Raw genomic sequence first — 25008 nt, 5'->3', positions numbered from 1 at the left:
CTCGCATGTTGAAGAACATCGATGTGAGCGCCCACACATCTATGCCCGACCACCTGGTCCTGTCAAGGTTTGCCCGCGTAACTTTCACGGCGGTGCCGCCGGGTCCGGCGCGCGACCTTGACGGTGACGAATTCGCGCCGCCTTCGCCCTGAACGGCGTCGCCTGCACGGGTGCCACCACCACCACCACGAGCCCGACGCCGTCGAGATCCGCAACCCCGGCACCGTCGGCCTCGACGTCCTACCCGCCGCCGCCGGCCGGCCGTACGTCTACTGAGCGAGGCGGACCGCGGTCCAGGAGACCGGGGGCAGCGTGACCGTCGCGGTGTTGCCGTCGGCGGTCACCTCCCCGGCCGGGCGCAGCGTGACGCGGTCCGGGCGGTCGCGGGTGTTCGTGGCGCGCACGTCGTCGTCGCACAGCGTCCACGAGCCGGCCGGCCGCCGCGGCGGGCCGAAGGCGCGCAGGTCGACGGTCAGCTCCACGGGCCGGGTCAGGTCGCGGTTGACCGCGAACAGCGCCACGTCCCCGGACGCGGCGTCGTGGGTGGCGACGGCGTCGACGAGCGCGGCCTCGCCGTAGCGCGCGGTCTCGTACACCGGCGCGTCGACCGCCGTCCGCAGCACGTCGCCGCGGGCCAGGGCGGCGGTGCGGGCGAAGGGGTGGAAGATGGTCTGCCGCCACGCCGGGCCGCCGGGCTCGGTGCGGATCGGGGCGATCACGTTGACGAGCTGGGCCTGGCAGGCGGCGGTGACGCGGTCGCTGTGGCGCAGCAGGGAGATGAGCAGGCTGCCCACGACGACGGCGTCGGCGACGTTGTACTCGTCCTCGATCACCGGCGGGGCGACGTCCCAGCGCGTCGCCGGTGGCTGGTTCTGGAAGCGGGACAGGTACCACACGTTCCACTCGTCGAAGGAGAGCTGGATCTTCTTGCGGCTGCGCAGGCGGGCGCCCACGCTGTCGGCCGTGGCCACGACGCTGTCGACGAAGTGGTCCATGTCGGTGGCGCTGGCCAGGAACGAGCCCAGGTCGCCGTCGTGCTCCTCGTAGTAGGCGTGGCAGGAGACCGAGTCGACCAGGTCGTAGGTGTGCTCGAGGACGGTCGCCTCCCAGGCGCCGAACGTCGGCATCGACGAGCCGGAGCTGCCGCAGGCCACCAGGTGCAGGCCCGGCTCGGCCGCGCGCAGGGCCCGGGCGGTGGCCGCGGCGAGGCGCCCGTACTCCTGCGCGGTCTTGTGCCCGAGCTGCCAGGGGCCGTCGAGCTCGTTGCCGAGGCACCACATCCGGATGCCGTACGGCTTCTCGGCGCCGTGCCGCGCGCGCAGGTCGGCCAGGTGCGTGCCGGTGGGCTGGTTGAGGTACTCGTGGACGTCGAGGGCCTCCTGGACGCCGCGGGTGCCGAGGTTCACCGCGTACATGATCTCGACGTCCGCCTTCGCCGCCCAGCGGGCGAACTCGTCGATGCCGACCTCGTTCGTCTCGATGCTGTGCCAGGCCAGGTCGCGCCGGCGGGGGCGGCGCTCGCGCGGGCCGACGCCGTCCTCCCAGCGGTACCCGGACACGAAGTTCCCGCCCGGGTAGCGGACCGTGGTGACGCCGAGCTCCCGGGTCAGGGCCAGCACGTCGGTGCGGAAGCCGTCCTCGTCCGCGAGCGGGTGGCCGGGCTCGTAGATGCCGGTGTGGACGCAGCGCCCCATGTGCTCGACGAAGGAGCCGAACGTGCGGCGGCTGACGGGGGCGACGACGGCGGCGGGGTCGAGGGTGACGCGCGCTTTCAGCATCGAGTTCCTTTCATTTGAGCGCGCCGATGGTAAGGCCGCCGCGCCAGTACCGCAGCAGCGTACCGACGATCGTGAAGACGGTGCACAGCGCAGCGCGATCTGTACCGCGCCGGCGCCGTCGATTCGCCCTGCAGCGCGGCGTACAGGACGATAATGTGGACTTGCCGGCGCCGTTGGGGCCGATGCGCGCGACCACCGCGCCGGGAGCCACGGTGCCGCCGACCCCGGCGAGCACCGGCTCGGCGCCGTAGGACTGCGTCGCGTCCTCGACGCGGACGGCCGGCTCAGGCACCGAGGGCCCGCACGATGACGTCGGTGTTGTGGGTCTCCATCTTGAGGTACGTGTCGCCGGCGGAGCCTTCCGGGCCGAGGGTGTCGCCGTAGAGGGAGTCCTCGCCGGCCACGACCTTCACGCGGCCGCCGCACGCGGCGAGCGCGGCGGCGAGGGCGAGAACCATGAGGAGGCGCATGGGCTGGACGCTAATAGTTTTCATTATCATTAACCAGCTGTCCCATGCGCACGTGCTAAATGGTTTGCGGGGCATTTCGGGGGCGTCTACATTGGGCGGTGCGCTTCCCGGTGCGAAGGTGACGGTTCCTTCTTCTTCGAAACCAAGTGCCCGTCGCCACACTGGTCTCGGGGAGCGCGTGCAACGGATCCGGCGGATCCACGGGTGGAGGTTCGACCCCTCCGACATGTTCGTAGCCGAGATGCGTTGTATCCCCCGGGGGAATCCTGTGGCCAAGTTCAACCTCAAGCTGCGCGAGCACCGGCACGAGCGGCCCGACTACGGGTCCGAGTTCGACATCCGGGTCGCTGCCTTCGCCGTCGAGCGCCCCGTCGTCACCGAAGAGGGCGCGCCCGGTTTCGTGCGGGAGCCCCGGCTCGAGCTCTTCCTGCTCGCAGTGTCCAACATGGTCGGTGAGGACACGTTCTACGAGGCCGCCGCCGACCGCGACGCCCGCTTCCGGGAGCTCGTCGCCGGCGTGGCGGTCGCCGACCCCGAGTGGTTCGCGCGGTTCGTGCCCTGGCTGCGCACCGGGGCCATGCTGCGCTCGGCCTCCGTCGTGGCCGCCCTCGAAGGCGCCCGCGCCCAGGTCGCCGCGGGCATCCCCGGCTCCCGGGCGGTGGTCGACTCGGCCCTGCAACGGGCCGACGAGCCGGGGGAGGCGCTCGCATACTGGCTCGGCCGCTACGGCCGCAGCCTGCCGAAGCCCGTCAAGCGCGGCATCGCCGACGCCGCGGTCCGGCTGTACCACGAGCGGAGCCTCCTCAAGTACGACACCGACGGCCGCGCGGTGCGCTTCGGCGACGTCATCGAGCTCACGCACCCGGTCGCCCGCGACGAGCGGCAGGGCCGGCTGTTCCGGCACGCCCTCGACCGGCGCCACCGCGCCGGCGCCGCCGCCCCGGCCGCGCTGCCGACCCTCGCCGCCCGCGCCGAGCTGATGGCGGTGCCCGTCCACCGGCGGGCCGCGATCGACGACCCGGCGGTGCTGCGCGCGGCCGGCATGACGTGGGAGGCCCTGGCCGGCTGGCGCCAGTCCACAATGGACGCCACGGCCTGGGAGTCGGCGATCCCGTCCATGGGCTACTTCGCGCTGCTGCGCAACCTGCGCAACTTCGACGAGGCCGGCGTGAGCGACACGGCCGCCGCGGCGGTGGCGGCCCGGCTGTCCGACCCGGCCGAGGTCGCCGCGTCGCGCGTGCTGCCGATGCGCTTCCTGTCCGCGTACAACGCGGTGCCGGACTCACGCTGGTCCGGCGTCCTCGAGCGCGCGCTGCAGCACGCCCTGCCCAACGTGCCCGCCCTCGCCGGCCGGCTCCTCGTGCTCATCGACACGTCGTCGTCGATGGACAGCCCGTTCAGCCGGGACGGCTCGCTGCGCTGCTGGGACGCGGCCGCGGTGTTCGGCATCGCCCTGGCCGCCCGCGCGCAGGAGGCGACAATCGTGTCGTTCTCCACGGAGTCCCGGTGGTTCCCGGAGGTCGCGGGGGAGCCGGTCCTGGCCGCCGTGCGCCGCTTCAAGCGGGACGGCTACTTCTTCGCCGGCGGCACCTGCACCGCCCAGGCGGTGCGCGAGCACTACCGCGGGCACGACCGGGTCGTCATCCTCACCGACGAGCAGGCCCACGTGCACGGGGCGTGGAGCGTGGTGGCCACGGTGCCGCAGCGGGTGCCGGTGTACACGTGGAACCTGGCCGGGTACCGCGTGGGGCACGCCCCCGCCGGCCCGTTCCGGCACACCTTCGGCGGCCTGTCGGACGGCGCCTTCGCGATGATCCCGCTCGTGGAGGCGGGCGAGGGCGGCGGCTGGCCCTTCTGAGCCGAGATCCCCATACTGGCCGGCGTGGACATCCAACGCCTGGCGGACATCGCCGCCGAGGGTCGCCGTCTGGAACTCGAGGCGCAGACGCGGGGCCGCCCGGCCGGGGTCGGCGTCGGATTCGGCCCGGGGCTGCTCGGGGGGCTTCGGCGGCTGAAGGTATCTCGCTGAGCACTGCCCGGGTCAGGCGGCCTTGGCCACGGCGCGCTCCAGCTCGGTGCGGGTCATCGTCGAGCGGCCCTTGATGCCGAGCTTGGCGGCGCGCTTGGCGAGCTCGGCCTTGCTCAGCTTCTTGGGCGGCGTCAGCTTCTTGGCCGCCGTTCCCTTCTTCGCCGCCGCCGCCGCCGCCGTCGTCGTCGGCTGCTTCTTCGCCGCCGCCGCCGGCTGTTTCTTCGCCGCCGTGGCCTTCTTCCGGGGTTTGGCCGGCGGCTTGGCGCCGCGGCGCTCGCGGGCGGCCTCCACACTGCGGCGCAGGACCTCCATGAGGTCGCCGACCGCGGTCGCGGCCGGGGGCTCCTCGGCCGGGGTGAGCTCGTTGCCCGCGATCTTGGCGTCGATAAGGTCGCGGACGCGCTCGGTGTAGGTGTCGCGGAAGTCCGCCGGCCGCCACGGGCCCGCCATCGACTCGAGCAGCCGCGCCGCCATGCGCAGCTCCTGGCGGCTCAAGGCCACCTTCCCCGGGTACCGGTCGAGCTCCTTCCGCGGATCGCGGATCTCGTCGGCGAAGTACATCGTCTCGAGCACGAGCAGGTCGCCCTCGGGGCGGATGGCGGCGAGGTACTCCTTGCCCCGCATCACCAGGGTCGCGATCGCGGCGCGGTTCGCCTCGGCCATGGCCGTGCGCAGCAGCACGTACGTCTTCTTCGTCTCGTCGCTCGCCGGCTCGAGGTAGTAGGTCTTCACGTAGTGGACGGGGTCGATCGCGCCGAGGTCCACGAACCGGTGGATCTCGAGGCTGCGGGAGCGGCCCGGCGCGATCTCGTCGAGCTCGTCCGGTTCGAGCATCACGTACTGCCCGCCGCCGACGTCGGCGCCCTTGACGATATCGTCGAGCTCGACCTCCTTGCCGGTGCGCTCGTTCACGCGGTGGTACCGGATGCGGTCGCTGGTGCCCTTCTCGAACTGATGGAATGACACCTCGTGCTCATGGGTCGCCGTGTACATCGACACCGGCACCGACACCAGCCCGAACGAGATCACTCCGGTCCAGATCGACCGCGCCATCGCGCCACCTCCGTCTCCAGCGGGGTGATACCCGCGGCCGGGGGCGCCAATCGCGCCGGGGGTGTAACGCCGGGGCGGGTCCGTCCGCCCCTTGCCCCGTGGAACCTGTGTTCATGGATCGCGGCGGGCGCCGCCGCCGGCTCTTCACCGCCCTCGGCGCCGCGCTCGGCCTGCTGCTCAGCGTCGGCGGGGCGCTGCTCATCGCCGGTCTGCTCGGCTCGTCGCCGATACCGCTGCCGGGGCTTCCGGGCGGCCGGCAGGGCCTGATCGAGCGGGGCGGCGCCGGAGAGGTCGGCGTCGCGCCGGTGGCCTCGAACGGTCACCGGTCCGCACCGCCGACCGTGGCGACCCGCACCACGCCGGGCCCGTCGGCGGCCACGACGACCGAACGACCCGGGAACCGGCCCACCACGAAGCCGGGCAATGCCAAGCCGAGCCGGACGAAGTAGCATGAGCCGGCACAAGGCCCGCCGCGAGCCGCGGGCGCACTGGCTGTTGTTCCTGCTCGGCGTGCTCCTGCTGCTGACCGAGCTGGGTTTGCAGGGGTACGCCGGCGGGGTCGGCGCCGAGGGGCCCCACGGGGAGGCCGTGCGGGCCGCGGCCACCGGCGACGGGCCGGTGCTGCGCTACACCGCCGGCGGGGTGGAGGCGGCCCGGCTGCCGGCCGGGGCCCTCGCGCTCACCTTCGACGACGGGCCCGACCCGCGCTGGACCCCGCAGGTGCTGGACCTGCTGCGGCAGTACCACGCCCACGCCACCTTCTTCGTCATCGGATCGCAGGTCAACCGCTATCCGGACCTGGTGCGCCGGATGGTCGACGAGGGCCACGAGGTCGGCGTGCACACGTTCACGCACCCGGACCTCGCCGCGCTCCCGCCGTGGCGGCAGCGGTTCGAGCTCGCCCTCACCGCCAACGCGATCGCGGCCGCGACCGGGCGGCGGCCGCTGCTCATGCGCCCCCCGTACCTGTCGATGCCGGACGCGGTCGACGGGTACCTGACGGTGCTGGCCGACCGTGACCCGCGGGACTGGGAGCGGCCCGGCGCCGACGCCATCGTGCGCGAGGCGCTGCACGGGCCGGCCGGGGCCGGCGCGGTGATCATGCTGCACGACGGCGGCGGGGACCGGTCGCAGACGGTCGAGGCGACCCGGCGGATCCTGGCCCAGGCCGGCGGCCGGTTCGTCACGGTGTCCGAGGGGCTCGGCCTGCCGCCGGCGCCGGCCGCCTCGACGGGCATGGTCGTGCGGGGTACCGCGCTGCGGTGGAGCCAGACCGCCGGACGCCTCCTGGCCGCCGCCATCGGGTGGATCGTGGTCGCCGGCACGGTGCTGGCCCTGATGCGGCTCGCGGTGCAGGTCGGGGCGGCCCGCCGGCACGCCCGCCGGTCGCGGGGCCGGTGGGGACCGCGCCGGTACCTGGGCGGCGTGTCGATCATCGTCCCGGCGTACAACGAGGCGGCCAACATCGCCGGCACCATCCGGTCCCTGAGCGGGAGCGACTACCCGGGCTGCGAGATCGTCGTGGTCGACGACGGCTCGACGGACGCCACCGCCGCCATCGTGCGCCGGATGGCCCGGGAACTGCCCGCGGTACACCTGCTGCGGCAGGCCAATGCGGGCAAGCCGGCCGCCCTCAACGCCGGGATCGCCGCCGCCCGGGGCGACCTGCTCGTGCTCGTCGACGGTGACACCGTCTTCGAGCCGGACGCCGTCGGGCGCCTCGTGCAGCCCTTCGCCGACCCGGCCGTCGGCGCGGTGAGCGGCAACACGAAGGTGGCCAACCGCGGCGGGCTGCTCGGGCGGTGGCAGCACCTGGAGTACGTGGTGGGGTTCAACCTCGACCGGCGCCTGTTCGACCTCGGCGAGTGCATGCCGACCATTCCCGGGGCGATCGGGGCGTTCCGGCGGGAGGCCCTGCGCGACGTCGGCGGGGTCCCCGGCGACACGCTGGCCGAGGACACCGACCTGACCATGGCGGTCCTGCGGGCCGGGTGGCGGGCCGTCTACGCCGACGACGCGGTGGCGTGGACGGAGGCGCCGGGCACGCTGCGGCAGTTGTGGCGGCAGCGGTACCGCTGGTGCTACGGCACGATGCAGGCGGCCTGGAAGCACCGGGGAGCGGTCCGGGAACGCGGCGGCGCCGGGCGCCTCGGCCGGCGGGGGCTGCTCTACCTGATGCTGTTCCAGGTGCTGCTGCCGCTGGCCGCCCCGCTGGTCGACGTCTACGCGATCTACGGCGCGCTGTTCCTGCCCTGGGCGCAGGTCGCCGCGGTGTGGTGCGGGTTCACCGCCCTGCAGCTGGCGACCACCGCCTACGCGCTGCGCCTGGACCGGGAGCCGCTCACCCCGCTGTGGACCGTACCGCTGCAGCACGTGGTCTACCGGCAGCTGCTCTACCTGGTGGTCCTGCAGGGCACGGTGGCGGCCCTGCTGGGCGGCCGGCAGCGGTGGCAGGCGATGGCGCGGACGGGCCTGGCCGCGGCGGCCGCGCCGGCCGGGCGCGGCCGGTCGGAGTAACGCACAGCACGGCCGCGCCGCCCTTTGCTGCATGCATCGACATGTTGCCTTCGTGGCGGTCGTGGTCGTGGCCGCACTCCTGCCGGCCCCAGCGGCCCGGGCCGCCGTGACCACGGCCCCGGGCACGGTGTTCTACCCCAACCCGGTCCAGGCGCTCGGCCGGCAGGATCTCACCGACGCCAAGGACGCCGATCTGCCCGCCTTCGCGCCGGCCTACCGCCGGGTCACGCTCAGCGAGCTCGACGGCTCCGGCCGGCTGGCGGGCCGCTACGTCCTGGTCAAGAGCTCCACCGGCAAGGCCGCCGTCCTGGTCGACGGGGCCTTCCCGGCCTGGCACCGCGACAGCGACCAGTTCGAGCAGGTGATGGGGTACTACTGGGTGACCACGGCTCAGCAGTACCTGCAGCACCTGGGCTTCGGCTCGGCGCTGCGCCCGGTCAACCAGCGCCAGATCGAGCTGCGCATCGACCAGTACGGCGGCGACAACTCCTTCTTCCGCGACGACAAGGCGAACATCAGCCTCGGCAAGGGCGGCGTCGACGACGCCGAGGACGCCGAGGTGATCGTCCACGAGTACGGCCACTCGGTCCAGGACGGTCAGGTTCCCGGCTTCGGTACGACCCTGGAGTCCGGCGCCATCGGGGAGGCGTTCGGCGACTATCTCGCCGTCGCCGTCACCAGCTGGGCCACCGGCGTGCCCACGCTCACCCCCGAGGCCTGCGTCGCGGACTGGGACTCCGTGTCCTACACCAGCACCGCCCCGCACTGCCTGCGCCGCCTCGACGGCGACAAGCACTACCCGGCCGACGTGGTCGGCGAGGTCCACGCCGACGGCGAGATCTGGTCCCGCGCGCTGTGGGACGTCCGCTCCGCGCTCGGCGACACCCGGGCCACGACGCTGATCGTGGAGGCGCAGTTCGCCTTCACCCCGGACATCACGTTCCGCGCCGCGGCTCAGGCCACGGTGGACGCCGCCCAGCGGCTCTACGGCTCCGCGGCCGCTCAGGCCACGCGCACCGCCTTCTCCGCGCGCGGCCTGCTGTAGGGCGCGGCAGATCTGTCCCCGGCCGGCCCTCTCTGCCCAGCGGGCCGCGCCGGGAACAGGTCGCTACCGTCCGGGCCCGGCCCCCCGCCCGCCGGGCCGGGCCCGGACGGGTCGCACCGATCGGGCCGAGGCCCGCCGTGTCACCGTTTCGTAACCGGGGCTTCCTACCCTGTTCCGATGGATCAACTGCCGGAGCCGGCCTTCGCACCGCAGGCCCGCCTGCGCCTGGCCGAGCTCGCCGAGCGGCTCCAGGCCGCCGTCGCGGCCCAGGTCGCCGCGCCCACGTGGCTCGCCGCCGCCGTCGACCAGCACGCCGCCGAGGTCCGCGACGCGCTCACCGACCGGCACGGCCGGGTGCGGGTCGTGGCGCTGGCCGCGTACGCCGACGGGGTGCTGGACACCGCCGGGCGGCGCGGCTGGACCATCGAGACCTCCACCAGGCCGTCGTGGCCCCTGCTGCGGCTGTTCGCCGTCTCCGCACTGACACCGTCGGCGGTCTGAACGGCACGGCACGATGCCGCCCCGGTCGCCCGGGACGGCATCGCGAGGGTGGTGCGGGGCGCGGTCAGGCCAGCGGGCGGCGGCCCTCGTCGCCCGGGACCTCGGGGTCCAGCTGCATCTCGTGCTCCGACTCGGTGACGTCCGCGCCGGACGTGGCCGAGCCGTACCGGCGCAGCCGCGCCGTGTCCGTGTGCTTCTCGGAGCGGGGCATCGCGTCGCCGTCGGTGTCCAGGTAGCCGTCGCGCGTGTGCTCGGCGCCGGCGGTGTAGCCGTCCGCGTAGTCCGCCGTGCTGTCGGTGTCCCACTGCAGCTGGTAGTGCCGGTACAGCTCCTGCACCTGGTCGCTGGTCAGCGGCTCGTCGACCTCGTGGTCCACGTTCGGCGCGTCCTTGACGGTCGCCTTCTCGAACGGCACCTGCAGGCCGTCGCCGTGGCTCGTGGCCCCGGACAGCGGCACCAGCGACTGGCGCAGGCCGAAGAAGCCGGTGTTCACGCTCGCCCAGGTCGGCTGCCCGGCGTGGTCGGCGTAGACCTGGCCGACGCTACCGATCTTGTCACCGTCGCGGTCGTAGACGTCCCGGCCCAGCATCGTGGTGACATCAGTGTGGTTGGAAGTCACGGGGGAATTCCTTCCTTCCTTGCTCGCTTCCTTGCTTCCTGCTCTGTCCGGGTACCCGTCGAACCGCGATCCATGCATGCCGATTGTGATCCACAGTGGACGGATTGCATCGCCGTCGATCGGGTATAGCTCTATGGACAGGAGGTGCATTCGCATGAAGTTCGTGGTGAAGAAGACCAGCAACGGCCAGTACCGCTTCAACATGGTGGCGAGCAACGGCCAGGTGGTGGCGACGAGCGAGACGTACACGCGCAAGTCCTCGGCGCTGAACACCATCGCGTCGATCCAGCAGCGGGCGAACGCCGCCGCGGTCGACGACCAGACCGCCGCCTGACCGACGCCGCGGGCAGCGGGCCGGTACCGTCCGGCCCGCTCGCCTATGCTTGGTGATCGTGAGCTCCTGGCCCGATCACGTGATGTGGTGGCAGCTGTACCCGCTCGGCTTCACCGGCGCCCCGGTGCGCCCCGGCGGTACCGGCGCCGCCGAAGGGGTCGTGCACCGGCTCGGGCGCATCGAGGGCTGGCTCGACCACGTGGTGAGCCTCGGGCTCAACGGCATCGCGCTCGGCCCGATCTTCGCGTCCCAGACCCACGGCTACGACACCGTCGACCACTTCCGGATCGACCCGCGCCTCGGCGACGACGCCGACTTCGACCGGCTCGTCGCCGCGGCCCACGCGCGCGGGGTCCGGGTGCTGCTCGACGGCGTGTTCAACCACGTCGGGCGCGCGCACCCGCCGCTCGGGCCGGACATGCTGCGCGACGCGGTGTTCGAGGGCCACGACTCCCTCGTCGTGCTCAACCACGACGAGCCCGCCGTCGCCGACCTCGTGGTCCGGGTCATGCGGCACTGGCTGGACCGGGGCGCGGACGGCTGGCGGCTCGACGCGGCGTACGCGGTGCCGCCGCGGTTCTGGGCCGCCGTCCTGCCCCGCGTGCGCGAGCGCCACCCGGAGGCCTGGTTCGCCGGCGAGGTCATCCACGGCGACTACGCCGGGATCGCGCGCGAGTCCACAATGGACTCGGTGACGCAGTACGAGCTCTGGCAGGGCATCTGGCACGGCATCGCCGACCGGAACCTCTTCGAGCTCGCGCACGCGCTCAAGCGCCACAACGACCTGCTCGCCGGGTTCGTGCCGGCCACGTTCGTCGGCAACCACGACGTGACCCGCATCGCCTCGGCGGTCGGCGCCGACTTCGTGCCGCACGCGCTCGCGGTCCTGTTCACCGTGGCGGGCGTGCCGAGCGTGTACGCGGGCGACGAGTACGGCTGGACGGGCGTGAAGGAGCAGCGGCTCGGCGGCGACGACGCGGTACGACCGGAGTTTCCGGAGCATCCGCCGGCGGAGAACGAAACGCTGCGCCGGCATCGGGAGCTGATCGCCGTGCGCCGCCGGCACCCGTGGGTCGTTCGGGCCCACACCGACGTCGTGCACCTCGACAACCGCCAGGCCGTCCTGCGCACGGCGACGGGAGCGGGCGCTCTGATCGCCGCGCTCAACCTGGCCGATGACCCGGCGGCGGTCCCGGCGGCCGGCGCCGACGCCCTCGCCGCGGGCACGGGCACCCTGGACGGCGCGCAGGTCCGGCTGCCGGCGCGGGGCTGGGCCGTGCTGAGCTCCCGGCCGAGCGGTGGTCCCGATGCCGGCTGAGGGCGGGGCGACCAGGCTTGTCGCCTGGAGCAACGAGCTGCGCCGCGTGCACGCGCGGCTGCGCGAGGCGCTGGCCGTGACCCGCGAGACGCTGGCCGCCGGCGCGCCCGGGCCGGCCGCGCTGCGCGACCAGCTGCTGTACTGCCACGGCTTCTGCACCGCGCTGGCGGCGCACCACGAGGGCGAGGACCGCGACCTGTTCCCGGCGATCGCGGAGCAGTACCCGCACCTGGCCCCGACGCTGCACGCGCTGCGGCAGGACCACTCGATGATCTCGCACCTGCTGGCCGGGCTGCAGGCCGCCGCCGACGCGACCGCCCCGCCCGCGCAGCTGCTGCGGCACCTGGAGGGCGTGGCGGCCATCATGGAGTCGCACTTCCGCTACGAGGAGCGGCAGCTGCTCACCGTGCTCGAGACGCTCGCCCTGGACGCCGACCCCGACGCGGTGCTGGGGCCGCTGTAAGGCCGGTCAGAGCGAGGAGATCTCGTCGTCGGGCTCGCCGTCGGACAGGGCCAGCCCGAAGCCGGCCAGCGCCTCGACCGCGAGCAGCGCCCCGATGTCCCAGCCGAACCAGTAGGAGACGGCGACGCCGGCCCCGCCCACGGTCAGCGTCAGGAACGCGGGCCCGGGCGACTCCGGCGCGCGTGGTGCACGGTCATCGGCCGTCCGCATCGGTCAATCGTTGCATCAAAGCAAGTACACCGCCAGCTCTCAGGCCTCGGGCTCGTCCTCGGCGGACGGGAAGCCGAGCCACCACTCGCTCTCCGGCACCTCGCCGGAGGCGGCCGCGAAGGCGCGCAGGGCCGGCGCCACCGCCGGGTGCCAGACGTCCGCGGTCGCGGCCACGACGGCGGTCAGCAGCGCGCGGCGGCTCTCCATGACCTCGTGCACGAGCCGCCGGCCGGCCGTGGTCAGGGTGAGCCGCACGACCCGCCGGTCGAAGGCGGTCCGGGACCGGCGGAGCAGGCCCTTGCGCACCAGCCGGTCGCACATGCGGGTGCCGGTCGACGGGGCCACCGCGAGCTCGGCCGAGATGTCGGCGACCCGCTGGGGCCCGCGGGCGGCGAGGACGACCAGGGCGCGGTACTGCGGCAGCGTCACGTCCGGGTCGACGTCGGCCAGGGACCGCGCGGCGATGCCCACCAGCGCCCGGCTGGCGGCCAGCAACGCGTCGACCGCCTCGGAGGCCGCGATGCCGGTGGCCGGCGGCCGTGCGTCCTTGGGCATGCGCACACCTTAAGACGTACCCCGGACAAAACGTGCGCGGGTCGCCGTGTCCGCGGGTATGACGGTGGGCGTGCAGACGTTCCTGCCCTACGCCGACTTCGCGGCCAGCGCCCGGGTGCTGGACCGGCGCCGGCTCGGCAAGCAGCGGGTCGAGGCGCTGCAGGTGCTGCGCGGGCTCGTCGTGCCCGGGTACGGCTGGCGGCACCACCCGGCGGTCAAGATGTGGGCCGGGTGCGAGGAGGCGCTGGTCCGCTACGGCCTGGAGATGTGCGCCGCGTGGACCGCGCTCGGCCACGCCGACACCGTCGCGGCGACGCTGCTCGACACGTGCGGGCCGGCCCGCACCCAGGAGGAGCTGGCCGCGGCCGGGGCGCTGCCGGCCTGGCTCGGGCGGGAGGACGTGCACCGCAGCCACCGCGCCGCCCTGGTGCGCAAGGACCCGGACTTCTACGGCCCGCTCTTCCCGGGCGAGGACCCGGAGGAGCCCTACGTCTGGCCGGGGCCGGGCGCCTGACGGTGTACCCGCCGCAGCGCCACGAGCCCGCCGACGACCGGGATCGCGGCCGGCAGCGTCGCCCGCGCCGACCGGGTCAGGTGCCCGGTGACGCCGATGACGAGCAGGTAGGCGCAGCCGTGGATCGGCCCCACGAGTGAGGCGACGGCGGGGACGTGCACCGTGGCCAGGTTGGCCAGGAGCACGGCGAGGCTGGCGAGCTCGACCACCGCGGCCGCGCGCAGCAGGGTGAACGGCGACATCTCACGCGCCCGTCGTGGAGCCGGGCCGCACGATCATCAGCACCACGACGACCGCCCACAGCAGGTTGAACACGCCCGTCAGCATCCCGAGGCGCGCCGTTGTTCCGGCGGCTTCGGCGGTACCGTTGACCAGCCGCCGCTGCCGGGGAAGCACGACGAGCCCGAGCAGCGCGGCCGCGGCGACCGTGAGGGCGATCGAGGCCAGCAGCCACGCGTCGCCGAGCACGCCGAGGCTGCTGGCGGTGGCCAGCCCGAACACGGGCACGGCCACGCCGATGACGGCGTACACCGTGCAGATCCGGTGCAGCAGGCGCAGCGCGCCGGCGTCACCCCGGCGCGCGGCGGCGGGAAACATGCTGGCCGCGACGGTGACGGGCCCGACGGCGACGATGGCGGCGAGCACGTGGATGCTGAGCAGCACTTTGGTCACGGCCACCGACCGTAGATCCACTCGCGCCGGCGCGGCAGTGGCAGGACTGCCACAGGCCGACGGAATCCGGCCACGGCCCGGGTGTCGCGTGATTCGCCGGTCCGTCGCCGCCCGCGGGGGCGGTCCCGGGCCGCGGCCGGATCGGCGCGGGCCGCCGGTCCGTCAGCCGGGCAGGTCCCCGCCGGCCAGGACGATGAGCAGCCCGGCGGCGGCCGCGCTCAGCAGGGTCAGGACCGGGCCGCGGCGCAGGGCGAGCAGGAGCACGGCCGCGCCGGCCAGCACGCAGAACTGCCACGGCTCGGCCAGGGCGCGCGCCAGCGGGACGGCGGAGCCCAGGATCGCGCCGATCGCGGCCGGCCCCGCGCCGTCGAGGAACGCGCGCACCCCCCGGTTGCCCCGCAGCCGGTCGAAGCGGTCCGCGCCGAGCAGGATGAACGCGAAGGACGGGCTGAAGGCGACGGCGGAGGCGAGCACGCCGCCGCCGAGACCGGCCGCGGCGTAGCCGACCACGGCGACCGTCTGCACGACCGGGCCCGGCGTGATCTGGCCCAGCGCGACGGCGTTGAGGAACTGGGCGCCGGTCATCCAGTGGTAGTGGTCGACGGCGTCGGCGCGCATGAGCGGGATGATGACGAACCCGCCGCCGTACGACAGGGCGCCGACCTTGATGGCCACCCAGGCGACGGAGAGCAGCACGCCGCCGCCCAGGCCCGCCGCGGCCAGCGCGGGCAGGCCGGGCACCGGGCGGCGGCGGGGCCGGACCGGAACCCGCTGGGCCAGGATCTCCACGAAGCCGCCGGCGATGAGCAGCAGCACCAGCCACGGGCCGATGGTGGCCGCGGCGACCGCGCCCACCAGGAGGTACGCCACCCACCGCGCCCGGCTGCTGTGCTGGGGCGCGCGCCGCCAGCCGGCCGGGACGAGGCTGACCCCGGCCTGCACCGCGACCGCGGCCACCGCCGCCCCGGCCCCGGCCCCGGCGGCCTTGACCCACGTCGGCGGGTCGCCGCGCAGGAACAGCACGGCAAGGGCGAGGATGACGACGAGCCCGGGGACGATGAACGCGGCGCCGCCGACGAGCGCGCCCGCGCGGCCGCGGACCCGCCAGGCGCAGAAGATCGCGAGCTGGGTGGAGGCGGGGCCGGGCAGCAGGTTGCAGGCCGCGATCGCGTCCTCGAACTCCTGCGCGTCGAGCCAGCCGCGGTCCTCGACGCACAGCTTGCGCAGCAGCGCGATGTGCGCCGGCGGGCCGCCGAAGCCCAGGCAGCCGATCCGCCCCCACTCCTTGAGCACCGTGCCGAGGCCCACCCCCGTCGCGGTCACGCCGCGGCCAGGGTGTGCAGCAGGAACGCGATCCGCTCGGCGAGCTCGTCGGCGGCCCGGTCGAACGCCGGGCGTCCGTCCGGCTCGGCCGACGGGTCGGGCATGCTCCAGTGGGCCGCCGCGGGGTGCCCGGGAAACTCGGGGCAGACCTCCCGGACCCGGTCGCACAGCGTGATCACGTGCGTGAAGCGCCGCCCGGCGAGCTCATCGAAGTGCTTGGGCCGGGCGGCGCTCAGGTCGAGGCCGCGGGCGGCCATCGCGGCGACCGCGTCCGGGTGGATCGGCTTGGGCCGGCTGCCCGCGCTGAACGCCGCCACCGCGCCGCCGGACCGGTCGCGCAGCAGCGCCTCGGCCATCTGGGAGCGGGCGCTGTTGCCGGTGCACAGGAACAGCACCCGCGCCGGGCCGGGCGCCGGGGCCGGGGCCGGCCGGGGGCGCAGTCCCGGGTGCAGGGCGCCGCCGGCCGCCTCCAGCAGGGTGGCGCACCGGGCGAGGTCGAGGCGGTAGTAGACGTCGCGGGCGTCGGCGGCGCTGCGGCGCGACCGCACGAGCTCGGCCTCACGGAGCAGGCCCAGATGGTACGAGACGAGGCTCTGCCGCTCGCCCAGCAGCTCGGTCAGCTCGCCCACCTGGCGGTCGCCCCGGGCGAGCTCGCCGAGCAGCCGCCACCGCAGCGGATGGGCCGAGGCCCGCAGGAACGTCGGTACTGCCACGGCTCAGACAGTACAACAAATTAGTTTGATGCAATTGCCCGGCGCCGGGCCAGGGCGCCCAGGACGACCGCGGCCAGCCCGAACACGATCGCCGCGCCGCCGCCGATGACGCCGTTGCCCGTGCCCGGGCCGCCGTCGGCGGTGGCCAGCACCAGCACGCCGACGACCACGCCGGCCGCGCCCGCCGCCAGCGCGAGGACCGGGCCCCGCTGACGCAGGCGGCCCGCCAGTGCGAGGCCGCCGGTGATCGCGCCGCCCAGCGCGACGAACGTGCCCGCGGTGGCCACGACACGGTCGAGGGTCAGGAGTGGAACGGACATGGCGCTCTCCTCGTCATTGCCGGAAACCGGATGCATCGATCCTGTCCGCCGGCCCGGCCGCGCGCATCGCGCCGGGGATGGCTTCGCGCGCTGCCGCGGGCGTGGCAGCCGGGCGGTGTCTACTGCGGACGCAGCAGGCGCACACGGTCCGCGCGCAGGAGTCGCGGGCGCCGATCTGCGGTTAGGGTGCCCGCATGGGCGGTGCACGCATCGGTACCGGGGACTGGCTGGCCGGCGCCGGCGGGGCGGCGATCCTCGTGGTCGCGGGGCTGGCCGAGCACCGGGCGGCCGACGGCGCCGGCGCGGCCGGCTACGCGCTGCTGGCCGCCGGTGGCCTGGCCCTGGCCGCCCGGCGCCGCGCCCCGGTCGCCGTGCTGGTCGTGACCGGGCTGTGCGCGGTCGGCTACCGGGCCGCCGGGTTCAACGTGTTCGCGGTCGGCTACCTGGTCGCCGTGTACGCCGCGATGCGGGCCGGCCACCGGCGCGCCACCGGCGCCGCGAGCATCGCCGTGCTCGCCGCGCTGCCGCTCGCCGCGATGGCCTCGGGCCTGCCCGCGGGCGCGGCCTTCACGCAGGCCCGGGGTGTGCTGGAGCTGGCCTGGCTGATCGCCGCCGGGGCCGCCGGCGAGGCCCTGCGCCAGGCCGAGCGCCGCGCCGACGAGGCCGAGCGCACGCGCGAGGAGGTCGCCCGCCGCCGCGCCGACGAGGAGCGGCTGCACATCGCCCGGGAGCTGCACGACTCGCTCACCCATCAGATCTCGGTGATCAAGGTGCAGGCCGAGGCGGCGGTGCACCTGGCGCACAAGCGCGGCGAGCCGGTACCGCCGGCCCTGCTCGCGATCCGGGACGCCGGCCGCGAGGCGTCGCGCGAGCTGCGGGCGACCCTGGAGGCGCTGCGCGACGACGGGCAGGCCCCGCCGCACGGCCTCGACGGCGTCCCGGACCTGGTCGAGCGGGCCCGGGCGACGGGCCTGGACGCGTCGCTGACGATCGAGGGGGAGCCCGCCGGGGTGCCGGTCACGGTGGGCCGGACCGCGTACCGGATCGTGCAGGAGGCGCTGACCAACGTGGCCCGCCACGCCGGCGCCGGCACCGCGACGGTGTGCATCGAGTACCGCCGCGACGCGGTCGTCGTGCGCGTCGAGGACGACGGCCGGGCCACGCCGCAGGCCCCGCCGGTGCCCGGCGTCGGGCTGCTCGGGATGCGCGAGCGGGTGAGCGCCCTCGGCGGCCGGCTGCTCGCCGAGCCCCGCCCGGGCCACGGCTTCACCGTGCGCGCCGAGCTGCCGGTGGCGGCCTCCTCGTGATCCGGGTCCTGCTCGTGGACGACCAGCCGCTCATCCGCAGCGGGTTCCGCGCGCTGCTCGACGCCGAGGACGACATCGAGGTCGTGGCCGAGGCCGGCGACGGCGGCGACGGCGTGCGGCTGGCCCGGGAGCACCGGCCCGACGTGGTCCTGCTCGACGTGCGGATGCCCACCGTCGACGGCATCGAGGCGACCCGGCGCATCGCCGCCGACCCCGAGCTCGCCGCGGTGCACGTCGTCGTGCTGACGAACTACGGGATGGACGAGTACGTGCTCGAGGCGCTGCGCGCGGGGGCGGCCGGGTTCCTCGTCAAGGACATCCTGCCGGAGGACTTCCTGCACGCCGTGCGGGTCGCGGCGCGCGGCGACGCGCTACTGGCGCCGTCGATCACCCGGCGGCTCATCGAACGGTACGTCGCCCAGCCGCCGCCGGCCCGCTCCGCCGCCGCGCTGCGGGCGCTCACGGGCCGCGAGCGCGAGGCGGTCGCCCTGGTCGCGCAGGGCCTGTCCAACGCCGAGATCGCGGCCCGCATGGCGATCAGCCCGATCACCGCGAAGACCCACATCAACCGGGCGATGACCAAGCTGCACGCGCGTGACCGCGCGCAGCTGGTCGTCATCGCCTACGAGGCCGGCGCCGCTACTTGAGGTGCGGCTTGACCTGCGAGGTATAGATGCCCTCGAGGGTCGACTTGAGCTTGGTCATCTGGGCCTGTACGTCGCCGTTCTTGGTCAGGATCTCGGCGCAGGCGTTGGCCATCTCCTGGTCGGCGCCGGGCAGGAAGACCCGGGCCCAGTCCTGGTTGCGGGTCACCGCGAGCTGGTCGATGGCGACCTGCGCCTGCGGCGTCCTGGAGGTCAGCGCCGACGTGTCGGCCGACTTGCGCACCGGCATGTACCCGGTCGCCTGGGAGAACTTGAGCGTGTTCTCGGGCGAGGTCAGGTACTTGATGAAGGTCGCCGCCGCGAGCTGGTTCTCGGGCTTGAGCTTCTTCGGGATGCCGACGCCCGCGCCGCCCGTGGGGCACACCGGCGAGGTCGACTTCGGCCCGCCCGGCAGGAAGCCGGCGCCGACGTCGAACTTGGCGGTCTTGAGGATGCCGACCAGGCTGCCGGTCGAGCCGACGGTCGCGCTGACCGCGCCGGCCGACAGGTCCTGGGTCGAGTCCTTGCCGGCCACACCCGACCACTTGCCCTTGTACACCGCGTCGGCGATGAACTGCAGCCCCGCGACGGACTCGGGCTTGTCGCAGGTGACGTCGAACGTCTCCTTGGCCGACCAGCCGCCGCCGGTACCCCAGAGGTTGTTCTGGAAGCTCCAGCCGGCGTACCCGGCCAGCGCCGGCAGCTGGAACGCGTGCTGCAGGCCCGCGTTGGACGTCTGCAGCTTCGGCGCCCACTCGGCGAACTCGTCCCAGGTCTTCGGCGCGCGGTCGGGCAGCCCGGCGGCCGCCCAGTGCGCCTTGTTCCAGTAGAACAGCGGCGTGGAGCGCGCCCACGGCACGGCCCAGATCGAGTCCTTGTACTTGTAGTCGGTCAGCAGCTGCTCGCGGTAGTCGCCGGTGTCCCAGTTCAGCGCCTTGAACAGCGAGTCGAGCGGGATGATGGAGTCCTGCAGGTAGTAGCGGAACCACCAGACGTCGGAGAGCACGACGAGGTCGGGCAGCGTGCCGCCGGCCTGCGCGGCCTGGAACTTCTGCGCGATGTCCTCGTACGTCGAGCCCGCGGTCACGAGCTGGACCTTGATGTCCGACTGGCTCTTGTGGAACCCGTCGATGATCTCCTGGGTGACCGCCTGCGACGAGCCCGGGTTGGACGACCAGAAGGTGATGGAGCCGGCCGGCTTGACGCCGGTGAAGTCGAGCTGCTCGGGCTTGCTCGACGAGTCCGCCGACGTCGTCGACGGGCCCCCGGTGCACGCGGCCAGAGCCGCCGCGGACAGTCCACCGGCGGCGAGGCCGAGGAACCGCCGCCGGCTGAACTCGGCAGGCTGGGACAAGGACACTTGGAACCTCCTGGTTGTTCGGGTGTTCACCCCTTGACGGCACCCTGCGTCAAGCCGGTGACGATGTACCGCTGGAGCGCGGCGAAGACGAGCAGCACTGGGAGGAGCACCATGACGGTGCCGGCCATGACGATGCCGTACGAGGCGGCCGAGCTCTCGCTGTTCTGCAGCAGCGTCAGACCCACCGGCAGCGTCATCATGCTCGGGTTCGAGACGATCACCAGCGGCCAGAGGTAGTCGTTCCACTCGAAGACGATGTTCACCAGGGCGACGGTGGCGATGCTGGGCGCGGCCATCGGCACCACCATGCGCCACAGCCGCCGCCAGTGCCCGGCGCCGTCGGTCTCCGCGGCCTCCAGCACGTCGGCGGGCAGCTGCAGGAACGACTGGCGCAGCAGGAACGTCCCGAAGCCGCTGCCGAGCCCGGGCAGGATGATGCCCCAGTACGTGTCCTGGCCGCCGAGGCCGCTGATGAAGGTGAAGTTCGGCACGACGCTGACCTGCGGCGGCACCATGAGCGTGGCGAGCACGGCCCAGAACACGTACCGCTTGCCCGGGAAGCGCACGAACACCAGCGCGTACGCCGTGAGGATGGCCAGCAGCACCTTGATCCCGGCCCCGACGACCGTGACGATCGCCGAGTTGAGGAACAGCCGCGCGAACGGCACGACCTGCGCCGCGTCGCGGTAGTTCTGCGGGTGCCACGGGTCGGGCAGCACGACGAGCTTCTGGGTGATGACGTCGGACGGCGTCTTGAACGACGACAGGATCATGTACCCCAGCGGCAGGATCACCACGAGGATGGCTAGCACGATCGGCACGTAGCCGGTGACCAGGGTGGCGACGAGGTTGCGGCGGGACAGCGGCCGCGCCTCGGCGGTGCTCACGGCGCTCACCGGTAGTGCACCCGCCGCTCGAGGACCACCAGCTGCACGAGGGTCAGCACGACCAGCAGCGCGAACAGGACCGTGGAGAGCATCGCCGAGTAGCCCGCCTGGTTGTACCCGCCGAACGCGCGCAGGTAGGCGTCGTAGATGAGGGTCGTGGTCCCGCGGCCGAGCGGCGTCATCGCGCGGATCAGGTCGAAGGCCTGCAGCGAGTTGAGGATGCTCGTCACCAGCAGGAAGAACGTCGTGGGCGACAGCAGCGGGAACGTGACCGAGAAGAACTTGCGCACGGGCCCGGCCCCGTCGATCGCGGCGGCCTCCAGGATGTCGGAGGAGATCGCCTGCAGCCCGGCCAGGTAGATGACCGCCGCGTAGCCGAGGTTCTTCCAGACGTACACGATGACGACCATGACCAGGCTCAGCGTCTCGTTGTTGAACCACTGCGGGCTGGCCACGCCGAAGCCGCGCAGCACCGCCCCGAGCGCGCCGACGGTGGGGTCGAAGATGTACTGCCACGCCAGCCCGACGCCGACGCCGGAGAGCACGAACGGCGAGAACACCGTGGCCTGGGCGAGTCCGGCGCCGCGCACCCGCCGGTTGAGCCCGAGCGCGACCAGCAGCCCGAGGCCCATCGACAGCGCGACCGTGGCCACCGTGAACAGGGCCGTGGTGAGGAAGACCCGCCCGGACTCGTCGGAGGTGAAGAACCGGACGTAGTTGTCCAGGCCGACCGCCCGGGCCGTCGGCGCGCCCAGCGTCCAGTCCAGCGTCGAGTAGTAGACGTTCTGCACCAGCGGCCGGTACGTGAACATCACGATGAGCGCGATGTTCGGCGCGGCCAGGGCGATGAACACCGCCGCCTCGCGGGAGGAACGCCGCCGGCGTGCTCGCCTTGCCGCGCCGGGATCGTCCGGGGCGACGGGGTCGAGCGGGACCGGCCCGGCGGTGGTCCGCCTGAGCCCTTCGATCATGATCGGCAGCTAACCGAGGTCAGCTGTACGAGCGGATACTGAGCGGTGAACAGCGTCCATCGGCACCTCGAAGTTCCTGGCCGCGCGGCGGTGAGCGGCGATGACCATCGTATTCAATTGATGGCAATATGGAAATACGGCGATGTCTTGCTCGCCGCTGCGCCGGCCCCTTCCGGCGCGGCCCGGTCGCCTTGCGGGTGCGGGCCGGTTGCACGGTGGCGATCCGGCGTCGGGCGGTCGGACAGAACCGCCGTCCGGACGGGCAGACGGCCCCGGCCGCACCCGGACGGCAACCCGGGCCGGGCATCGTGAGATCCGGCGCCGCACGGAAGCGGCGGGAACGGAGCACCTCATGCCCTCAACTGCTTCGCGACGCCGCATCGTGGCGGCCGTCGCGGCCGCGGCCACGGCCGTCGCCGGGCTCGGCGCGTCCGCCGCACCCCCGCGCCCCCTCGGCGGCGCGGCCGGGTGGGCGTCCAGCGCCTGGCTCGGCGGCAGCGCGACCGGCGGCGGTACCACGCTCGCGGCGGTGCGCGGCGCCATCAACGCCTCCACCGGCGCCGCGGCCGCGCTGACCGGGTCCGGCGTCGGCGTCGAAGACGTGGGCGGCCGCGACGTGGTCCGGCCGCCCGTGGAACGGCGCGTCGAGCTGGACGGACCCGGACTGGTCGGGCCACTACTGGTCCGGGCACTACTGGTCCGGGCACTACTGGTCGGGCCACTACCGGTCCAGCGACGACTGGTCCACCGCTTCCTGGAGCTGACGCTTGCCGGGCCGGGCCGGGCGGCCGGAGTTCCGGCGGCCCGGCTCAGGTCAGTTCGCGGACCGCGGCGGCGACGGCGGGGGAGTCGTTGCGCAGGATCTTCGAGTGGTTGCTGGCGACCCTGGCGCTGATCCTGACGTTCGGGTTGGCCGCGACGACCGGGTCGAGCACCTTGCGCCCCTCGTCCATCTCCCCGCCGCTGCTGCCGAGGCTGTCGCCCGTGGCCAGGACGAACCGCACGGGCCGGGTCGCCCGCTCGAGGACCGGCACGCTGGCGGCGGCGATCTCGTTGAGCTCGATGTTGACGTCGGCGTGCTGGTCGGCGCTCATCCGCGCGGCCAGGCCCAGCCGGCTGGCGATGGGGAAGAACAGCCGCATCCGGCGGAACAGCTTGCGGATGCGGGCCGCGCCCTCCGCGCCGGTCAGGCCGACCGGGAACGCGTCCACGACCACCACGCCGGCGACGCGGTCCGGGTTCCGGTCGCTCCAGTGCCACGCCAGCACCCCGCCGTAGGACCAGCCCACGAGGATGGGCGCCTCCTGGACCCCGCGCGCCGCCAGCACGGCGTCGAGGTCGCGCAGGCACGCCTCGAACGAGTAGTCCTGCGAGCGCCTGGACTTGCCGCGGGCGCGCTCGTCGTAGGCGATGTGCCGGTAGGAGTCGCCGAGCCCGTCGATGACGCGGCGCCAGTGCGACTGGTCGGCGTAGGCGCCGTTGAGGTAGATCACGGGGCGGCCGGGGCCGCCGGTGTCGGTAACGTACAGCGCGGTGTCGTCGACGGGTACCAGGCCGGCCCAGGATGTCTGCTTCGTCATGCCGACCACATTCACGGGCCGCCCTGACACGGGACCGTCACCATGCTGACACCGGTCCGGCGGCCGGTGCTGTGGCGAACTTGGCGGTTCGTGCCCCTTGCCCTACACCGGGGCACTTCGGTTAGGGTGCGTTCCACCTCTGTGGGACCGCCGTCTCACATTTCGGGCCAGCGTTGTCCCGTCGCGATCCGGATGCACCGCCCAGGCAACGGAGGCCAGTCATGCCTGATCCGATGGGATTCATGAAGTACCGCCGGCAGCTGCCGCTGTTGCGCCCGGTGCCCGAGCGCATCGGCGACTGGCGCGACGTGTACCGGCGCGTCGACGAGCAGATGATCCACGAGCAGTCGAGCCGGTGCATGAACTGCGGCGTGCCGTACTGCCACAACGGCTGCCCGCTGGGCAACCTGATCCCGGACTGGAACGACCTGGTGCGCGTCGGCGACTGGGAGCGGGCCGCCGAGACGCTGCACGCCACCAACAACTTCCCCGAGTTCACCGGGCGGCTCTGCCCGGCACCGTGCGAGGCGGCCTGCGTCCTCGGCATCGGTGACGACCCGGTCACGATCAAGCAGGTCGAGGTCGAGATCATCAACCGCGTCACCGAGGGCGAGCCGCTGCGGCCCTTCGCGGTCGCGCCGCCGTCCGGGCACAGCGTGGCCGTGGTCGGCTCCGGGCCCGCCGGCCTGGCCGCCGCCCAGCAGCTGGCGCGGGCCGGGCACGCCACGACCGTGTACGAGCGCAGCGACGCCGTCGGCGGCCTGCTCCGCTACGGCATCCCCGACTTCAAGCTGGAGAAGCGCCACATCGACCGGCGCGCCGCCCAGCTCGCCGAGGAGGGCGTGCAGTTCGTCACCGGCTGCGAGGTCGGCGTCGACGTCTCGCTGGCCGAGCTGCGCGAGCGCCACGACGCCGTCGTCCTGGCCTGCGGGGCCCTCGACCCCCGCGACGTGCCGGGCACTCCCGGCCGGGAGCTCGGCGGCATCCACCAGGCCATGGAGTACCTCGAGGGCGCGAACCGGGTCGTCGCCGGCTCGCTGCCGGCACCGCCGATCGACGCGGCCGGCCTGCACGTCATCGTCGTCGGCGGTGGCGACACCGCCGCGGACTGCCTCGGCACCGCGCACCGGCAGGGCGCGGCCAGCGTGCAGCTGGTGGAGGTGGCCCCGCTGCCCCCGCCGATGCGCGACGGCGGCCGCGACCCGTGGCCGACCTGGCCGACCACGCTGCGCAGCGGCTCGGCGCACGAGGAGGGCGGCGAGCGCAACTTCGGCTGCTCGGTGCGCCGCTTCCTCGGCGACGACGAGGGCCGCCTGCGCGCGGTCGAGCTGGTGGACGTCCTCATCGGCCCCGGCTTCACGCTGAGTGAGGTCGAGGGCACGATCCGGGAGGTCCCGGCCGACCTGGCCCTGCTGGCGATCGGCTTCGCCGGCACCCAGCCCGGACCGCACCTGGCCCAGGCCGAGCTGACCCGCAACGGCCGGGGCACGCTGGACGCCGGCACCGACTGGCAGACCGGGGCGCCGGGCGTCTTCGCGGCCGGCGACGCCCGCCGCGGGCCGTCGCTCATCGTGTGGGCGATCGCGGAGGGCCGCTCGGCCGCCGCGGCGGTCCACCGGTACCTGGGCGGCGCCGGCAGCCTGCCCGCCCCGATCACGCCGGCCTCGAGGCCCCTCAGCGCGAGGTAGGCGTCGGATCGCCACCCGATGTCCGGGCCTCCATCCGGTGCCCGGGTCTCCACCCGTGGGTGGACACCACGGATCAGGTCCGGCGCCGACGCGGGCCGGGGCCGGTGCGCCCTAGCGTATGGCGCATCGACGTTCCC

Annotated in this window: 31 protein-coding genes; 15 read left to right on the top strand and 16 right to left on the bottom strand. The window is 74.0% G+C overall.

Annotated elements, in window-relative coordinates:
- Positions 1–123 precede the first annotated feature (123 nt).
- The gene (locus ACPPVO_RS37320; RefSeq protein WP_426503270.1) at positions 124–276 is read left to right on the top strand and encodes a hypothetical protein; all 153 of its coding nucleotides are present in this window, start codon (positions 124–126) and stop codon (positions 274–276) included.
- Here the strand turns inward: ACPPVO_RS37320 and ACPPVO_RS37315 are convergent.
- Genes ACPPVO_RS37315 through ACPPVO_RS37305 form a run of 3 tightly spaced genes read right to left on the bottom strand, consistent with a single transcriptional unit; the run spans position 270 to position 2248 of the window.
- Complete coding sequence (locus ACPPVO_RS37315; protein ID WP_426503269.1) at positions 270–1778, bottom strand: alpha-N-arabinofuranosidase; 1509 nt, start codon at positions 1776–1778, stop codon at positions 270–272. The two genes, ACPPVO_RS37320 and ACPPVO_RS37315, sit on opposite strands and share 7 nt — an antisense overlap.
- A gap of 10 nt (positions 1779–1788) precedes the next feature.
- On the bottom strand, positions 1789–2070 hold the full coding sequence (locus tag ACPPVO_RS37310; RefSeq protein WP_426503268.1) for a hypothetical protein: 282 nt from the start codon (positions 2068–2070) through the stop codon (positions 1789–1791).
- Positions 2063–2248, bottom strand: coding sequence for a hypothetical protein (locus tag ACPPVO_RS37305; protein ID WP_426503267.1), 186 nt, complete (start codon positions 2246–2248; stop codon positions 2063–2065). The genes ACPPVO_RS37310 and ACPPVO_RS37305 overlap by 8 nt, the downstream gene beginning before the upstream one ends.
- 268 nt (positions 2249–2516) lie before the next feature.
- On the opposite strand from ACPPVO_RS37305, the gene ACPPVO_RS37300 reads away from it, so the two are divergent.
- Together ACPPVO_RS37300 and ACPPVO_RS37295 are read left to right on the top strand one after the other, a co-directional pair.
- Entirely contained in the window at positions 2517–4106 is a 1590-nt protein-coding gene (locus tag ACPPVO_RS37300) for a TROVE domain-containing protein (protein ID WP_426503266.1), read from the top strand.
- A 24-nt stretch (positions 4107–4130) separates the two neighbouring features.
- Positions 4131–4277, top strand: coding sequence for a hypothetical protein (locus ACPPVO_RS37295; RefSeq protein ID WP_426503265.1), 147 nt, complete (start codon positions 4131–4133; stop codon positions 4275–4277).
- 12 nt (positions 4278–4289) lie between these two features.
- Here ACPPVO_RS37295 and ACPPVO_RS37290 read toward each other — a convergent pair whose 3' ends face one another.
- Positions 4290–5330, bottom strand: a complete 1041-nt coding sequence (locus ACPPVO_RS37290; RefSeq protein WP_426503264.1) for a Ku protein — start codon at positions 5328–5330, stop codon at positions 4290–4292.
- A gap of 113 nt (positions 5331–5443) precedes the next feature.
- Here ACPPVO_RS37290 and ACPPVO_RS37285 point away from each other — a divergent pair, with 113 nt between their 5' ends.
- From ACPPVO_RS37285 to ACPPVO_RS37270, 4 genes are all read left to right on the top strand, one after another.
- A complete protein-coding gene (locus ACPPVO_RS37285; protein ID WP_426503263.1) occupies positions 5444–5779 on the top strand; it encodes a hypothetical protein in 336 nt (111 codons plus the stop codon).
- A 1-nt stretch (position 5780) separates the two neighbouring features.
- Positions 5781–7847 (top strand): bifunctional polysaccharide deacetylase/glycosyltransferase family 2 protein, encoded by a 2067-nt coding sequence (locus tag ACPPVO_RS37280; RefSeq protein ID WP_426503262.1) that lies wholly within the window; start codon positions 5781–5783, stop codon positions 7845–7847.
- Positions 7848–7878: 31 nt separating this feature from the next.
- Entirely contained in the window at positions 7879–8892 is a 1014-nt protein-coding gene (locus ACPPVO_RS37275) for a M4 family metallopeptidase (RefSeq protein WP_426503261.1), read from the top strand.
- Positions 8893–9069: 177 nt separating this feature from the next.
- The gene (locus ACPPVO_RS37270; protein ID WP_426503260.1) at positions 9070–9393 is read left to right on the top strand and encodes a DUF6401 family natural product biosynthesis protein; all 324 of its coding nucleotides are present in this window, start codon (positions 9070–9072) and stop codon (positions 9391–9393) included.
- 64 nt (positions 9394–9457) lie between these two features.
- On the opposite strand, the gene ACPPVO_RS37265 is transcribed toward ACPPVO_RS37270, so the two are convergent.
- Positions 9458–10012, bottom strand: a complete 555-nt coding sequence (locus tag ACPPVO_RS37265; RefSeq protein WP_426503259.1) for a PRC-barrel domain-containing protein — start codon at positions 10010–10012, stop codon at positions 9458–9460.
- 154 nt (positions 10013–10166) lie between these two features.
- On the opposite strand from ACPPVO_RS37265, the gene ACPPVO_RS37260 reads away from it, so the two are divergent.
- From ACPPVO_RS37260 to ACPPVO_RS37250, 3 genes are read left to right on the top strand one after another with little or no spacing between them, the layout of a single operon-like run.
- On the top strand, positions 10167–10346 hold the full coding sequence (locus ACPPVO_RS37260) for a YegP family protein (RefSeq protein ID WP_426503257.1): 180 nt from the start codon (positions 10167–10169) through the stop codon (positions 10344–10346).
- A gap of 58 nt (positions 10347–10404) precedes the next feature.
- On the top strand, positions 10405–11664 hold the full coding sequence (locus ACPPVO_RS37255) for an alpha-amylase family protein (RefSeq protein WP_426503256.1): 1260 nt from the start codon (positions 10405–10407) through the stop codon (positions 11662–11664).
- On the top strand, positions 11654–12127 hold the full coding sequence (locus ACPPVO_RS37250; RefSeq protein ID WP_426503254.1) for a hemerythrin domain-containing protein: 474 nt from the start codon (positions 11654–11656) through the stop codon (positions 12125–12127). The genes ACPPVO_RS37255 and ACPPVO_RS37250 overlap by 11 nt, the downstream gene beginning before the upstream one ends.
- A gap of 6 nt (positions 12128–12133) precedes the next feature.
- Here the strand turns inward: ACPPVO_RS37250 and ACPPVO_RS37245 are convergent, their stop codons facing one another.
- Both ACPPVO_RS37245 and ACPPVO_RS37240 read right to left on the bottom strand, forming a co-directional pair.
- Positions 12134–12337, bottom strand: coding sequence for a hypothetical protein (locus ACPPVO_RS37245; RefSeq protein WP_360379174.1), 204 nt, complete (start codon positions 12335–12337; stop codon positions 12134–12136).
- Positions 12338–12376: 39 nt separating this feature from the next.
- Positions 12377–12892 (bottom strand): MarR family winged helix-turn-helix transcriptional regulator, encoded by a 516-nt coding sequence (locus ACPPVO_RS37240; protein WP_426503253.1) that lies wholly within the window; start codon positions 12890–12892, stop codon positions 12377–12379.
- Positions 12893–12962: 70 nt separating this feature from the next.
- On the opposite strand from ACPPVO_RS37240, the gene ACPPVO_RS37235 reads away from it, so the two are divergent.
- A complete protein-coding gene (locus ACPPVO_RS37235) occupies positions 12963–13406 on the top strand; it encodes an MSMEG_6728 family protein (RefSeq protein WP_426514768.1) in 444 nt (147 codons plus the stop codon).
- Here the strand turns inward: ACPPVO_RS37235 and ACPPVO_RS37230 are convergent.
- From ACPPVO_RS37230 to ACPPVO_RS37210, 5 genes are all read right to left on the bottom strand, one after another.
- Positions 13379–13648, bottom strand: a complete 270-nt coding sequence (locus ACPPVO_RS37230) for a DUF3817 domain-containing protein (protein WP_426503252.1) — start codon at positions 13646–13648, stop codon at positions 13379–13381. The genes ACPPVO_RS37235 and ACPPVO_RS37230 overlap by 28 nt on opposite strands.
- Position 13649: 1 nt before the next feature.
- Complete coding sequence (locus ACPPVO_RS37225) at positions 13650–14078, bottom strand: DUF2269 family protein (RefSeq protein ID WP_426503251.1); 429 nt, start codon at positions 14076–14078, stop codon at positions 13650–13652.
- 162 nt (positions 14079–14240) lie between these two features.
- Positions 14241–15401 carry a chromate efflux transporter gene (gene chrA, locus ACPPVO_RS37220; RefSeq protein ID WP_426503250.1) on the bottom strand — a complete coding sequence of 387 codons (1161 nt, stop codon included), beginning with the start codon at positions 15399–15401 and terminating at the stop codon, positions 14241–14243.
- Entirely contained in the window at positions 15398–16114 is a 717-nt protein-coding gene (locus ACPPVO_RS37215) for a metalloregulator ArsR/SmtB family transcription factor (RefSeq protein WP_426503249.1), read from the bottom strand. The genes chrA and ACPPVO_RS37215 overlap by 4 nt, the downstream gene beginning before the upstream one ends.
- Positions 16115–16134: 20 nt before the next feature.
- The gene (locus tag ACPPVO_RS37210) at positions 16135–16434 is read right to left on the bottom strand and encodes a DUF6223 family protein (RefSeq protein WP_426503248.1); all 300 of its coding nucleotides are present in this window, start codon (positions 16432–16434) and stop codon (positions 16135–16137) included.
- Between the two features lie 194 nt (positions 16435–16628).
- Between ACPPVO_RS37210 and ACPPVO_RS37205 the strand changes: the two genes are divergently transcribed.
- Together ACPPVO_RS37205 and ACPPVO_RS37200 are read left to right on the top strand one after the other, a co-directional pair.
- Entirely contained in the window at positions 16629–17741 is a 1113-nt protein-coding gene (locus tag ACPPVO_RS37205; protein WP_426503247.1) for a sensor histidine kinase, read from the top strand.
- Positions 17738–18388: a response regulator transcription factor gene (locus tag ACPPVO_RS37200; protein ID WP_360379155.1), complete on the top strand. Its 651-nt coding sequence runs from the start codon at positions 17738–17740 to the stop codon at positions 18386–18388. Before ACPPVO_RS37205 ends, ACPPVO_RS37200 begins: the two co-directional genes overlap by 4 nt.
- Here the strand turns inward: ACPPVO_RS37200 and ACPPVO_RS37195 are convergent.
- Genes ACPPVO_RS37195 through ACPPVO_RS37185 form a run of 3 tightly spaced genes read right to left on the bottom strand, consistent with a single transcriptional unit; the run spans position 18381 to position 21603 of the window.
- Entirely contained in the window at positions 18381–19745 is a 1365-nt protein-coding gene (locus tag ACPPVO_RS37195; protein WP_426503246.1) for an ABC transporter substrate-binding protein, read from the bottom strand. The two genes, ACPPVO_RS37200 and ACPPVO_RS37195, sit on opposite strands and share 8 nt — an antisense overlap.
- Positions 19746–19771: 26 nt before the next feature.
- A complete protein-coding gene (locus ACPPVO_RS37190) occupies positions 19772–20641 on the bottom strand; it encodes a carbohydrate ABC transporter permease (protein ID WP_426503245.1) in 870 nt (289 codons plus the stop codon).
- Positions 20638–21603, bottom strand: coding sequence for a carbohydrate ABC transporter permease (locus ACPPVO_RS37185; protein ID WP_426503244.1), 966 nt, complete (start codon positions 21601–21603; stop codon positions 20638–20640). The genes ACPPVO_RS37190 and ACPPVO_RS37185 overlap by 4 nt, the downstream gene beginning before the upstream one ends.
- 352 nt (positions 21604–21955) lie before the next feature.
- Between ACPPVO_RS37185 and ACPPVO_RS37180 the strand changes: the two genes are divergently transcribed.
- Positions 21956–22498, top strand: coding sequence for a hypothetical protein (locus tag ACPPVO_RS37180; RefSeq protein ID WP_426503243.1), 543 nt, complete (start codon positions 21956–21958; stop codon positions 22496–22498).
- Here the strand turns inward: ACPPVO_RS37180 and ACPPVO_RS37175 are convergent.
- Entirely contained in the window at positions 22413–23183 is a 771-nt protein-coding gene (locus tag ACPPVO_RS37175) for an alpha/beta fold hydrolase (RefSeq protein WP_426503242.1), read from the bottom strand. The two genes, ACPPVO_RS37180 and ACPPVO_RS37175, sit on opposite strands and share 86 nt — an antisense overlap.
- Positions 23184–23404: 221 nt before the next feature.
- On the opposite strand from ACPPVO_RS37175, the gene ACPPVO_RS37170 reads away from it, so the two are divergent.
- Positions 23405–24871 carry a glutamate synthase subunit beta gene (locus tag ACPPVO_RS37170; protein ID WP_426503241.1) on the top strand — a complete coding sequence of 489 codons (1467 nt, stop codon included), beginning with the start codon at positions 23405–23407 and terminating at the stop codon, positions 24869–24871.
- Positions 24872–25008 lie beyond the last annotated feature (137 nt).

It is taken from the genome of Dactylosporangium sp. McL0621 (assembly GCF_049995355.1).
In the GTDB taxonomy this organism is placed as follows: Bacteria; Actinomycetota; Actinomycetes; order Mycobacteriales; family Micromonosporaceae; genus Dactylosporangium.
Note: the sequence above shows the minus strand (reverse complement) of the source record. Positions and strands in the feature narration are given on the sequence as shown.

What these genes read in the sequence shown, in the direction of transcription:
- ACPPVO_RS37315 (WP_426503269.1), bottom strand. Translation starts at nt 1,778, where the DNA reads ATGCTGAAAGCGCGCGTCACCCTCGACCCCGCCGCCGTCGTCGCCCCC.
- ACPPVO_RS37305 (WP_426503267.1), bottom strand. Translation starts at nt 2,248, where the DNA reads ATGCGCCTCCTCATGGTTCTCGCCCTCGCCGCCGCGCTCGCCGCGTGC.
- ACPPVO_RS37290 (WP_426503264.1), bottom strand. Translation starts at nt 5,330, where the DNA reads ATGGCGCGGTCGATCTGGACCGGAGTGATCTCGTTCGGGCTGGTGTCG.
- ACPPVO_RS37285 (WP_426503263.1), top strand. Translation starts at nt 5,444, where the DNA reads ATGGATCGCGGCGGGCGCCGCCGCCGGCTCTTCACCGCCCTCGGCGCC.
- ACPPVO_RS37280 (WP_426503262.1), top strand. Translation starts at nt 5,781, where the DNA reads ATGAGCCGGCACAAGGCCCGCCGCGAGCCGCGGGCGCACTGGCTGTTG.
- ACPPVO_RS37275 (WP_426503261.1), top strand. Translation starts at nt 7,879, where the DNA reads ATGCATCGACATGTTGCCTTCGTGGCGGTCGTGGTCGTGGCCGCACTC.
- ACPPVO_RS37270 (WP_426503260.1), top strand. Translation starts at nt 9,070, where the DNA reads ATGGATCAACTGCCGGAGCCGGCCTTCGCACCGCAGGCCCGCCTGCGC.
- ACPPVO_RS37260 (WP_426503257.1), top strand. Translation starts at nt 10,167, where the DNA reads ATGAAGTTCGTGGTGAAGAAGACCAGCAACGGCCAGTACCGCTTCAAC.
- ACPPVO_RS37250 (WP_426503254.1), top strand. Translation starts at nt 11,654, where the DNA reads ATGCCGGCTGAGGGCGGGGCGACCAGGCTTGTCGCCTGGAGCAACGAG.
- ACPPVO_RS37245 (WP_360379174.1), bottom strand. Translation starts at nt 12,337, where the DNA reads ATGCGGACGGCCGATGACCGTGCACCACGCGCGCCGGAGTCGCCCGGG.
- ACPPVO_RS37240 (WP_426503253.1), bottom strand. Translation starts at nt 12,892, where the DNA reads ATGCCCAAGGACGCACGGCCGCCGGCCACCGGCATCGCGGCCTCCGAG.
- ACPPVO_RS37230 (WP_426503252.1), bottom strand. Translation starts at nt 13,648, where the DNA reads ATGTCGCCGTTCACCCTGCTGCGCGCGGCCGCGGTGGTCGAGCTCGCC.
- ACPPVO_RS37210 (WP_426503248.1), bottom strand. Translation starts at nt 16,434, where the DNA reads ATGTCCGTTCCACTCCTGACCCTCGACCGTGTCGTGGCCACCGCGGGC.
- ACPPVO_RS37205 (WP_426503247.1), top strand. Translation starts at nt 16,629, where the DNA reads ATGGGCGGTGCACGCATCGGTACCGGGGACTGGCTGGCCGGCGCCGGC.
- ACPPVO_RS37185 (WP_426503244.1), bottom strand. Translation starts at nt 21,603, where the DNA reads ATGATCGAAGGGCTCAGGCGGACCACCGCCGGGCCGGTCCCGCTCGAC.
- ACPPVO_RS37180 (WP_426503243.1), top strand. Translation starts at nt 21,956, where the DNA reads ATGCCCTCAACTGCTTCGCGACGCCGCATCGTGGCGGCCGTCGCGGCC.
- ACPPVO_RS37175 (WP_426503242.1), bottom strand. Translation starts at nt 23,183, where the DNA reads ATGACGAAGCAGACATCCTGGGCCGGCCTGGTACCCGTCGACGACACC.
- ACPPVO_RS37170 (WP_426503241.1), top strand. Translation starts at nt 23,405, where the DNA reads ATGCCTGATCCGATGGGATTCATGAAGTACCGCCGGCAGCTGCCGCTG.